We start from the raw sequence: 11,741 nt of genomic DNA on the forward strand, positions 1-11,741 counted from the left end.
TCGGGCGTACTCTGGCCGAAAACGCCTTTTCGTGTTAAACCGCGCTCTTTAATCACCGCTACCAACGCACCCTATCGCACGTATTGACCCATGCCTCTCGTTTCGCTCGACGATCTTTCCATCGGTTTTCGCGGTCCCCTGCTACTCGACGGCGTCTCGGCGGTAATTGAACGAGGCGAAAAAATCGGCCTGCTAGGACGCAACGGTGCCGGCAAAACGACGCTGCTTCGCATGTTTGACGGTGAAGTCGTGCCCGATCACGGAGCGATCACGTTTGCGCCGCATTCCAAAGTCGCTCGCTTGACGCAAGATGTGCCCACGGGCTGGAGCGGCACCGTCACGTCGATCGTGACCGAGGGACAACAGGGGTATGACGATCCGGAAACTCAGTGGCAAGTCGATCACGCGGTCGAGTCGACGCTTTCGAAAATGGAACTCGACGGCGACGCCCTGTTCGAAAAACTTTCCAGTGGCATGAAACGCCGCGTCCTATTGGCTCGCGCGATCGCGATGGAGCCCGATGTACTATTGCTTGACGAACCCACCAACCACTTGGACATCGAGTCGATTCTGTGGCTGGAAAACTTTCTGAAACGGTTCCGCCAAACATTGGTCTTCATCACGCACGACCGTTCGTTTTTGCAAAGTTTGGCAACACGGATCTGGGAAATCGACCGTGGCCGCATGTTCGACTGGTCATGTGACTACACGACATTCTTGCAGCGGAAAGAAGCGGCGCTAGCGGCCGAAGAGAAACAGAACGCTCTATTCGACAAAAAGCTGGCCCAAGAAGAAGTCTGGATTCGCCAGGGCATCAAGGCTCGCCGAACCCGCAACGAAGGACGTGTTCGCGCGCTGAAGCAACTACGTCTGCAACGCGGTGACCGGCAGTCGATCGAAGGCAAAGCGAAATTGAACTTGCAAGAAGCCGCTCGCAGCGGTGCCTTGGTGGCAGACATCAAAGAGATCTCGTTCAGCTATGGCGATCGCGTCATCCTCAGCGATTTTTCAACGACCCTGATGCGCGGCGATCGTGTCGGCATCATGGGCCCCAACGGTGCTGGAAAAACGACACTGTTGAAACTGTTGCTTGGACAGTTGGAACCGGACTCCGGTACCGTCAAGCTTGGCACGAACCTACAAGTTTCTTACTTTGACCAGCTTCGCGACACGCTCGACCCCGAACTAACGGTTCAAGAAAACGTCGGCGATGGTAGCGACAAGGTTCTGATCGGTGACAAATCAAAACACATCGTCGGCTACCTGACTGACTTTCTTTTCACTCCCGATCGAGCGCGGACAAAAGTGAAGTACTTGTCGGGCGGGGAACGCAACCGGGCACTACTCGCCAAGCTGATGACGAAACCAGCCAACGTGATCGTGCTCGACGAACCGACGAATGACCTGGACAGCGAAACGTTGGATTTGCTCGAAGAACAACTGATCGATTTCAAAGGCACTGTTTTGATGGTCAGCCATGACCGGACGTTCCTGAATAATGTCGTCACTAGCACGATCGTCTACGAAGAAGGCGGCGTGAAGGAATACGACGGAGGTTACGACGACTGGAAAGCTGCGTTGGCACGTCGCGAGCAAGCGGAAAAGGAGAATCCACCGGCAAAGCCGAAAGCCAAACCCAACGCTTCGGCACCTAAGCCGCCCGCCGCGAAGAAACTTTCTTTCAAAGACAAGCACGAACTCGAAAAGATGCCCCAGCGAATAGAGAAGTTGGAATCGGCAATCGCGGCGATCAACAACACGATGGCGGACCCGGCTTATTACCAAAAAGGCGGCCCACACATCACGCAAGATGCGGCCAAACTGAAAGACTTGCAAACGGAACTGACCGCTCTTTACGCACGCTGGGAAGAACTGGAGTCCTAGGCCTGGCCCTCGCTGATCCGATCGACGCTGGAAAAATTGATACTGCGAAAACTGATACTGGGGGAGATTCACCGCAAGCGATCCGATTCATCGGCATTTTGATGAGCTACAATGGGGGTCCCGCCAAATCCCACGCACCACCCTCCTTCCCCATCGAGCCTGCTGATGCATCGGCACTGGTACCTCGTGTGTTTACTTGCCGCTTCGAGCGCATCGATTTTTGCGGACGACTCGCTCGACTTCAATCGCGACATTCGGCCATTGCTGTCCGAAAACTGCTTGATTTGCCACGGTCCTGACGAAGAAGAACGGGCTGCCGGCCTGCGGCTTGATACCGCCGAAGGTTCTCGCGAAGACTTAGGAGGTTACGCGGCCATTGTGCCCGGCGACGCCGATGCGAGCGAACTGCTGGTGCGATTGACGACCAATGACGAAGACCTGCGGATGCCGCCGGAAGGCAAAGGACGCAAGTTTACCGGCGAGGAAATCGACCGCATTCGGAGCTGGATCGAACAGGGCGGCGACTACGCAGGGCACTGGTCCTACGAACCTCTGCACCGCCCTGCCCTGCCCTCCCCTTCTGATGCGTGGATTTCGGATTGGGCCAAAAATCCGATCGACGATTTCATCGGCCAGCGACTCGTTTCCGAAGGCCTATCACCCTCGCCCGCTGCTGATCGTCTGACATTAGCGCGCCGTGTCTCGATCGATTTGACGGGGCTTCCGCCGGCCTGGACCGAAGCGAAACAGTTTGCCGGCGATGATCGCGAAGATGCTTACGAAGCGTACGTGGACCGGCTGCTAGCGAAACCAAGCTTTGGCGAGCGTTGGGCGCGAACATGGCTCGACTTGGCTCGCTATGCCGATTCAGCCGGCTACGCCGACGACCCACCGCGAACGATCTGGGCGTACCGCGACTACGTGATCGAGTCGCTGAACCAGAATAAACCGTTCGACCAATTCACGATCGAACAGATCGCCGGCGACTTGCTCGACGAGCCCACGGACGAACAACTGATCGCGACCGCTTTCCATCGAAACACCACGACCAACAACGAAGGCGGAACCAACGACGAAGAGTTTCGAAACGTCGCCATCGTTGACCGAGTCAACACGACCATGGCAGTGTGGATGGGAACCACCATGGCGTGCGCCCAGTGCCACACTCACAAGTTTGACCCGATCACCCATCACGACTATTTCAGCTTCTTTGCGTTCTTCAACAACACCGAAGACAACGACCAGCGAGACGAGCGTCCGACTATCGAATTTTGGACTGACGCAGAACGCCAGACAAAGCATTCGCTGCAAGCCAAAGTTGATGACCTGAAAAACGAACTCGGCGAGATCGAAAAATCCGACGATGCCTACGAGGCCAAGAACAAACAACTCGCAGCCGCTAAAAAGAAACTCAATCAATTCAAACCCGCCAAGACCGTACCGGTGATGCGATCGGTGGCGGGCGACAAACTCCGAAAAACACACATCCAAATCCGCGGCAATTACACCAGCCTGGGCGACGAAGTCAGCGCGGCGACGCCGGCCGCATTTCCATCGCTGCCCGATGATGCACCGCGCGACCGCCTGACGCTGGCCCGATGGTTGGTCGCGGACAACAATCCGCTAACGCCGCGAGTGATCGCTAACCGTCACTGGGAAGAAATCTTCGGCACCGGTATCGTCTCCACGAGCGAAGAATTCGGGTCCCAGGGCGAGCTACCTTCGCACCCTGAATTACTAGACTGGTTGGCCGCTGAACTACGCGACAGCGGCTGGGATCTAAAGCATTTGCTACGCCTGCTAGTCACATCGGCGACCTATCGGCAATCCTCGGTTACAACGCCTGCGATGGTCGATCTAGATCCCGCCAACCGATGGCTGGCCCGAGGACCAAGATTCCGTGCATCGGCTGAAGTCGTTCGCGACCAAGCTCTCTTTGCGGCCGGAATTCTGTCGGACAAGATGTTTGGACCACCGGTCAATCCGCCTCAGCCAAACCTTGGCTTGAAAGCTGCCTTTGGTGGCAACACGGACTGGACGACGAGCGACGGCGACGACCGATATCGCCGTGGAATCTACACGATGTGGCGTCGCTCGAGCCCCTATCCTTCGATGGCCCAATTTGATGCCCCCAGTCGCGAAACTTGCACAGTACGGCGAATCCGCACGAACACTCCGCTGCAAGCACTGGTGACCCTCAACGACCCTGTTTATGTCGAAGCCGCGCAAGCTTTGGCACGATTGACCGTCGCATCGACGACATCCAACGAAGACCGTATCACGCTCGCGTTCGAACGTTGCTTGACTCGGCCGCCACACGAAGCCGAAATCGCGCGCCTTTGCGAATTGGTAGGGAAAGTACAATCGCACTATCAAGACCGCCCCGATGAAGCGAATGCAATGGCGACGCAGCCTCTTGGCGAGTTGCCTGTCGACGCGGACGCTGGCGAGTTAGCGGCTTGGACCGTTGCGTGCAATGTAATCCTGAACCTCGATGAAATGCTGATGAAGCCGTAGACCTTAAGCGAGAAAACACGCAGCCCATCTGCCCCACAGCATCCCAAACCACCATGAACATTCACCAACAGACACGGCGACATTTCTTCCAGCACTCCACGGCTGGTTTAGGCGCGATCGCGCTGTCGAATCTGCTGCGCAGCGATGCCGGCGCCGCTCGTCCAGCCGACAACCCGCTGGCGATTCAGCCCAGCCACTTTCCCGCCAAAGCCAAGCGGGTGATCTATTTGCACATGACGGGTTCACCGCCCAACTTGGACTTGTTCGACCACAAGCCTGAACTCACCAAACGCGACGACCAAGATTGCCCCGACGAGTTTCTCGCCGGCCGCGAATTTGCGTTCACCTCGGGCACGCCCAAGCTGATGGGCTCGCCACGAAAGTGGTCCCAGCACGGTGAATCGGGGATGTGGATGTCCGACGCGATTCCCCATTTCCACGGCATCGCCGACGAAATGTGTGTCGTCCACTCGATGTTCACCGACCAATTCAACCACGCGCCAGCCGAGTTATTGGTCTATACCGGATCGCCGCGGACGGGACGCCCGTCGATGGGATCGTGGGTGACTTACGGGCTGGGCAGCGAGAACTCGGACTTGCCCGGCTTTGTGGTTTTGATCAGCAGCGGGACTCAGCCCAACGGTGGCAACAACTCGTTCGGCAGCGGATTCCTGCCGTCGGTTTACCAGGGCGTGCAATGCCGATCCAAAGGCGACCCGGTTTTGTACTCATCCGATCCAGCGGGCATGACCCGCGATCTGCGCCGAGCCAGCCTGAATGCGCTAGGCGACCTAAACCGCATGCAAGCCCAACAACTGGGTCACCCTGAAACAATGACTCGAATCTCACAGTACGAGTTGGCGTTTCGCATGCAGGCATCGGTTCCCGAAGTGATGAACATCGCCGACGAATCGAAAGAAACGCTGGCAGCCTATGGCGCCGTGCCGGGTGATTCGAGTCTGGCGAACAACTGCCTGTTGGCACGCCGACTGGTTGAATCGGGAGTCCGTTTTGTGCAACTGTTCGATTGGGGATGGGACTTCCACGGCACCGGCGCGGCCACCGGGTTGACTGATGGACTGACCAAGAAATGTGCGTCGATGGACAAACCGGTTGCTGCACTGATCCAAGACTTAAAAGCACGCGGCCTGCTTGAAGATACTCTGGTCGTCTGGGGCGGCGAATTCGGACGGACGCCGTTTCGCGAAGGACGCACCGCCAAAAGCAACGTCCTGGGCCGCGACCACTATCCTGATGCGTTCACGATGTGGATGGCCGGTGGTGGTGTAAAGGCGGGATTCGAATACGGCAAGTCGGATGAACTAGGATTCAGCGTCGCCGAAAACCCCGTCCATGTGCATGACTTGCAAGCCACGATTTTGCACCTGTTGGGGATGAACCATGAACAATTGACCTACCGATTCCAAGGCCGCGACTTTCGACTGACCGACGTTCACGGCAACGTTGTGCCCGCCTTGCTGGCGTAGGCCAATTGAAGCTGTTCGCCGTGTTGCGGGTGCAAAGTGTCAACCGAAACCAACTGAAACTGAACCGCAGCCGGACTCAGTCTAAGTCGCGTCCATCCGCTCGGCCGCGCGGGATTAAACACGTATGCCGACGGCGGTTGATTCACCAAGTGAGTACCGCCAGGCGTTGTTGTCAGCTTCCAATCGTGCGTGTGACCGTAAACGTAGGCTTTCACATTGGAATGACGATCCATCGTGTCGAACAATGCAGCCGTGTCGGCCAGTCCCGTCAGCAACTTACCTGGCTCGACAGGCGAGACCTGAGGATTGTGGTGCCCGACGATGATCGCCAGCTTGCCAGACCGTGCGGCCAAGGCAGCGTTAAGCCAATCGAGTTGCGCCGACCCCAGTTCGCCGGTGACGTGATCGACCTGCTGTAGCGAATCGACCAGGAACAGATTCGCGTGCGACGTCTCAATGACCGTGACGTGCTTTCCCTCGACAAGAGTCTCGCCGGCTTTCCCACCCGACATCGCGTCATAGAAATTCCCTCGGTCGTCGTGATTGCCCATCGTCGCATGCACCGACATACCGGCCGCCAGCAATCGATCCACGCATCGTTTAAAGTTCGCGTAGTCGCCGGGCTTACCTTTCAGGTAGGCGCAATCACCGTTGATGATTGCACCGACGGGCCGCACCGTTTCGGCCAGGACCGAGTCGATCACTCGGTTGAAATTGTCGAACATATTGACACCGCGAGAAACCGCGGAAGCGTCTTCCGAGATATGGGTGTCAGCAATCAGCGCCCAAAAATTGGGATCCGACTCGACACCTGATTCGGCAGCTTGCGATTCGAAAGGCCCCAACAACGTCATCGCGGCCACCGCACCAACCGAAGCCGTGGCAGTCAACATTTGACGTCGCGTGGACGGGATCAGATGAAACGACATACTTGGATTCCGGTGTCAAAGGGAAAGAGATTCACAGTGTTCGCTTTATCCGCAATCGGAACGGTCGCCCCCTACTCTTCTTCGCTCACGCGTTTAACTGGTTCGGCGACATTCTCCTTAGCAGCCTTCTTGGCCTCGCGCCGCGCCATGTGCTCGGCAGCTAAGTCTTCCATGGACTTAACGTCGTCGGGTTCCGTTTTTCCAAACCGATCGAAGTACAGTTTTTCGATGTACTTGTTCAGCGGTAAACGCCCCGGCATATTCGGATCGGGCTTAGCCGGTTGACGAATGCGTTTGACATCCATCCCCATTTCACGCGCCATCTGCACGTGAGTATGCGACAAACCGAATTTCTTGCGAACTGCGATCCAGGGTTTGAACTTATTGGGAATACGGTTTGGATTTGCCATCAGATCATTCGTCCGTAACGCAGCCTTCGCTGGCACTTTTGACGGTCTTGATGTACTTGTACAGCGTCCCGCGAGTCGCCTTCAGTGGAGGTGCCGTCCAAGCAGATTTACGTTTGGCCATTTCCGCGTCGCTGACATCAACGTCCAGACGGTTGGTTTCTGCATTGATCGTGCAGATGTCACCATCATGCAACAATCCAATTGGACCACCTTCTTGTGCTTCGGGCGTGATGTGCCCGACGATGAAACCGTGACTGCCGCCACTGAAACGGCCGTCCGTCAACATCGCCACATCGCTGCCTAGTCCAGCGCCCATGATAGCACTGGTAGGAGTCAACATCTCAGGCATGCCTGGGCCGCCCTTGGGCCCTTCGTAACGAATCACGATGACATCGCCTTTTTGAATTTTCTTGTCCTCGAGGGCATGCAGCATGTCTTCTTCGCTGTCAAAGCAACGTGCTGGGCCGGTGAAGATGAGTCCTTCCTTGCCAGTGATTTTGGCGACCGCACCTTCGGGAGCGAGCGAGCCCTTTAGGATGCGGATGTGGCCGCTCGATTTGATCGGTTTTTCCACCGGCATCACAATCGTTTGCCCTTCCTTCAGGCCCGGCAAATCGGCAACGTTCTCGGCCAATGTCTTGCCCGTGCACGTCATGCACGAACCGTCCATCAATCCCTTTTCAAGCAGATACTTCATCACCGCGGGTGTGCCTCCGATTGAATGAAGATCTTCTTGGACAAACTTTCCGCTTGGCTTCAGGTCGGCCAAGAACGGGATTCGGTCGCTGACGGATTGAAAGTCATCTAGCGTCAACGGAACGTCGACCGACCGAGCCATCGCGATCAAGTGCAGCACGGCGTTGGTGCTGCCGCCAAGTGCCATGACGGTCACCATTGCATTTTCGAATGCGGCGCGAGTCATGATGTCGCGTGGCTTGATGTCTTTCTTTAACAGTTCAAGAATCGCCGCACCGGCACGCTTGCATTCGTCCTTCTTGTCCGGATCGACGGCGGGGATACTAGCCGAATACGGCAGCGACATGCCCAACGCTTCAATAGCGGTCGCCATCGTGTTGGCCGTGTACATGCCACCGCAGGCCCCAGCGCCGGGGCAACTCTTGCGAATGATTTCCGCGCGTTCTTCTTCGGTGATCGTCCCGGCGACGTACTCGCCGTAGGCCTGGAACGCCGAGACAATATCAAGCTTCTTGCCGCCACAAATACCGGGCTTGATCGTTCCGCCGTAGACCATGATTGCGGGCCGATTCAAACGCCCCATCGCGATCAAACATCCGGGCATGTTCTTGTCACAACCCGGCAGCGCAATGAGCGCGTCATACCACTGGGCCGCCATGATGGTTTCGATCGAGTCGGCGATCAGGTCACGAGACTGCAGACTGTAGCTCATCCCGTCGGTGCCCATCGAGATACCGTCCGACACGCCGATTGTGTTGAACCGCATGCCGACCATGCCAACATCGGTGACCGCTTTCTTGACATCCGCGGCCAGATCCAACAGGTGCATGTTGCACGAGTTGCCTTCGTACCAAACGCTTCCGATTCCGACCTGAGGCTTGTTCATGTCCTCGGACGTCAGCCCGGTGGCGTACAGCATCGCCTGGGACGCACCCTGTGACTTAGGCTGCGTGATTTTACTGCTGTATTGATTGAGCGGATGGTTCATCAGAGGGGATTCTGGATCGGGTGCGATGGACGGACATACAGAATATGATGGGAACAGACAGATCCGGCAAGGAACCGCTATTTGTCTGCAACTTTACTTACCGCCAAGATTATGTCGACCGACATTCCCAAAGGTGGGACGAGACTTGCTCAGCGAGTAGTCGAGCAGCAATCGAACAGTATCAGATCAGTACTTGACGTGTTCTTTCAAGCATCCGTCGTCGATTGGCGTGACTTCGCCGACTTCTCCGACCGGATGAGTGAACAGATAACGCCAGACAGGTTCATACAAGAAATTGCCGTCAGCATCCTTGGGCGACGAGTTTCCGGGCTGGACCGACGAGTGAGCTCGATTAGCGTCTTTGCCAACGTCGGCTGATGAAATCAGTCGACGAGTATTGCCATAGGGAGCGGCCGAGTTATCGACGTTAACGATCGGTCCGGATTCATTCATCCCCAGTAATTCCCATGATCGACAGTAATGGTCACCGGTCCAGCCACCGTCGAGCACGTGGCTGAAACCAAAGAAGCGATTGGCGGACGTCGCCGATTCAATCGATTGCCAATCCTGATCTTGGTCACGAGGTCCGCACAGCATCACGACCCGGTCGACTCGTTGGTGTTTGGCAAACCGAGCCGCCGTGGTGCTGCCGTGTGAACTGCCGGCGACGATGACTTTGTCCCAGCGAAGATGGTCGCCATCATCAGTCAAGAACTGATTCCAATTCCCCGCTTCGTTCTTGATTGCCAACCATTTAACAAACTGAAACGCTCGCTCGGCCGCCCCGTCGGGACGAGCCAAATCCAATTCATCGCTGAAGTCTTCGCCAGTCGCGGCTTCCAATCGCACGTTTCCTCGTGCCATCGCGCTGGCCGGTTTGGGCTGACAGAGCTTGCCGAACCAGCGGTTCGCATAGCTGACCTGGATCGCGTGCAGTCCATAACTGTTGACGCGTTCGAACAACCGTTCGTTGTGCCCCATCAACCAAATCACCAACTTGCCCTGCGACTCGACTCGCGTATCAACCGCCGCATGCTGTACGTCTTGAGGCTTTCCGTCTTTCTCGAACACAAAGTCGATGGCAGGATACTCTCGTGTTCGAGCATCGATCTCGCTCGCTCGTGCCTGCAACTGAAACCGCTGCGGCCTAGGCTCATTTTCCGCCGCTATCGAGACATCAGCGGTCAAGACCGAAAAAAACAGAAATGCAAACGCAAGCCATTTTGTTGAAGTGTTCATCATCAAATCAGGAGGGAGTATGGGGTGGGGAATCCGAGAGCCGTTATCGTATCCGATTGAGCAAATCGAGAAGCTGCTGTGGCAACCAGTTTTGAATCCAAGCTGTTTTGAATCTTATGATCAACTACACTCGGCCAGCCACGGCCAGGACTTCGTCCTCGCCCGTGTTTACGAATTAGCCTGTCAAGTTTGGAGCCGCGTGTGATGAAACGACTTGTTTGGATGGCCACTGTCGCATTATTGTTTGCCCTGCCCTGCCCTACCCCTGCTCAGAATCCAGCGACCACGCCGATTGAGGATTTCCAGTCTGAATCGTTGCCTTTGTTTGACGGACATTCGCTGGCGGGATGGGAAGGCAACGCTTATTGGTTTCGAATTGAACCAGACGCGGTCAATGGAAACGCAATCGTAGCGGGCCGATTGGACGAGAAGATTCCGCATAACGAATTCCTGTGCACGACTCAGAATTACGACAACTTTGAGCTTCGCTATGACGTCAAACTGGTCGGCGAAGGCAAAAACGCGGGCGTCCAGTTTCGGTCTAAACGAGTCAGCGGCAGCACCGAGGTGTCGGGCTACCAAGCGGACGCGGGCGAAGCCTGGAAGCGTCCGGTTTGGGGCGCTCTGTACGACGAATCACGCCGCAAGAAAATGCTAGCTGAAGGCGACAAGGATGCTGTTGTCAAATTAGTCAAGAAAGACGACTGGAATTCGTTGCGAGTGATTTGCCGCGACAAGCATATCGAAATTTACTTGAACGGCGAAAAGACAATCGACTACACCGAAGATGACGAATCAATTCCGACGTTCGGTTTGATCGGACTGCAAATCCACAGCGGGCCGCCCACCGAAGCCTGGTACCGCAACATTCGAGTGCGACAACTCTAGGCGTTTCTTCATCCTGCGACGCCCTTCGTTCGAACAATCATGAGACCGTGATGAAACCCGAGACCGACATTCGATTTGTCTACTTTGACCTTGGCAACATTCTGCTGTCGTTCGACATCGGCGTCGCGCATGCGAACTTGGCGAAACTGTTCGGAGTCTCAGAAACCGACGCTAAAGCTGCGGTCTATGACAGCGGACTAGAAGACCGTTTCGAACACGGCGAATTCACTCCCGACGAATTTGCGGCACAGGTTTGCAAAGCGATCGGAGCCACCGGCAACCCGCCGCCTGCGGGCGAAGTACTCGATGCGATCAGCGACATGTTCACGCCAATTGCGCCGATGACCGGCATCATGGACAAAGTCAAGAAAAGCGGTCGAGGCGTCGGGATTTTATCGAACACCTGCGACGCGCATTGGGACTGGGTCATTCGGCAAAACTATGATGTGATGAATGCTGACCTGGACGTGACCATCCTGAGTTACGAAGTCGGCGCAATGAAGCCAGCCTCGCGGATCTATGAAGAATCCGAAAAGCTCGCCGGTGTTTTACCGAGCCAGATCTTGTTCATTGACGACAAGCAAGAAAACGTGGACGCGGCTGTTGCTCGCGGGTGGCAGGCGAGACAGTGCTTCGGGGGCGAGGAAGCGATTCGCGTGCTGGGCAATTTCGGGCTGTGGGCGACAGACGATCAGTAAAAGGG

General features: G+C 56.2%; 9 protein-coding genes. 5 read left to right on the plus strand and 4 right to left on the minus strand.

The window, feature by feature from the left end:
- Positions 1–90 precede the first annotated feature (90 nt).
- The 3 genes from Poly59_RS02145 (at position 91) to Poly59_RS02155 (ending at position 5,888) form a co-directional block, all read left to right on the plus strand.
- Positions 91–1,884, plus strand: coding sequence for an ATP-binding cassette domain-containing protein (locus Poly59_RS02145; protein WP_146532421.1), 1,794 nt, complete (start codon positions 91–93; stop codon positions 1,882–1,884).
- 165 nt (positions 1,885–2,049) lie between these two features.
- A complete protein-coding gene (locus Poly59_RS02150; protein WP_146532422.1) occupies positions 2,050–4,401 on the plus strand; it encodes a PSD1 and planctomycete cytochrome C domain-containing protein in 2,352 nt (783 codons plus the stop codon).
- 53 nt (positions 4,402–4,454) lie between these two features.
- Positions 4,455–5,888: a DUF1501 domain-containing protein gene (locus Poly59_RS02155; RefSeq protein ID WP_146532423.1), complete on the plus strand. Its 1,434-nt coding sequence runs from the start codon at positions 4,455–4,457 to the stop codon at positions 5,886–5,888.
- Here the strand turns inward: Poly59_RS02155 and Poly59_RS02160 are convergent.
- The 4 genes from Poly59_RS02160 to Poly59_RS02175 form a co-directional block, all read right to left on the minus strand.
- Positions 5,855–6,817, minus strand: coding sequence for a metallophosphoesterase family protein (locus tag Poly59_RS02160; RefSeq protein ID WP_146532424.1), 963 nt, complete (start codon positions 6,815–6,817; stop codon positions 5,855–5,857). The genes Poly59_RS02155 and Poly59_RS02160 overlap by 34 nt on opposite strands.
- 71 nt (positions 6,818–6,888) lie before the next feature.
- Positions 6,889–7,227: a hypothetical protein gene (locus tag Poly59_RS02165; RefSeq protein ID WP_146532425.1), complete on the minus strand. Its 339-nt coding sequence runs from the start codon at positions 7,225–7,227 to the stop codon at positions 6,889–6,891.
- 4 nt (positions 7,228–7,231) lie between these two features.
- On the minus strand, positions 7,232–8,911 hold the full coding sequence (ilvD, locus tag Poly59_RS02170; protein WP_146532426.1) for a dihydroxy-acid dehydratase: 1,680 nt from the start codon (positions 8,909–8,911) through the stop codon (positions 7,232–7,234).
- A 186-nt stretch (positions 8,912–9,097) separates the two neighbouring features.
- Complete coding sequence (locus Poly59_RS02175; RefSeq protein ID WP_246151317.1) at positions 9,098–10,150, minus strand: alpha/beta fold hydrolase; 1,053 nt, start codon at positions 10,148–10,150, stop codon at positions 9,098–9,100.
- Between the two features lie 204 nt (positions 10,151–10,354).
- Between Poly59_RS02175 and Poly59_RS02180 the strand changes: the two genes are divergently transcribed.
- Both Poly59_RS02180 and Poly59_RS02185 read left to right on the plus strand, forming a co-directional pair.
- On the plus strand, positions 10,355–11,038 hold the full coding sequence (locus Poly59_RS02180; RefSeq protein WP_246151318.1) for a 3-keto-disaccharide hydrolase: 684 nt from the start codon (positions 10,355–10,357) through the stop codon (positions 11,036–11,038).
- Positions 11,039–11,088: 50 nt separating this feature from the next.
- Positions 11,089–11,736 carry an HAD family hydrolase gene (locus tag Poly59_RS02185; protein WP_146532428.1) on the plus strand — a complete coding sequence of 216 codons (648 nt, stop codon included), beginning with the start codon at positions 11,089–11,091 and terminating at the stop codon, positions 11,734–11,736.
- The last annotated feature ends 5 nt before the right edge of the window (positions 11,737–11,741 follow it).

Source organism: Rubripirellula reticaptiva (assembly GCF_007860175.1).
GTDB classification, from domain to species: Bacteria; Planctomycetota; Planctomycetia; order Pirellulales; family Pirellulaceae; genus Rubripirellula; species Rubripirellula reticaptiva.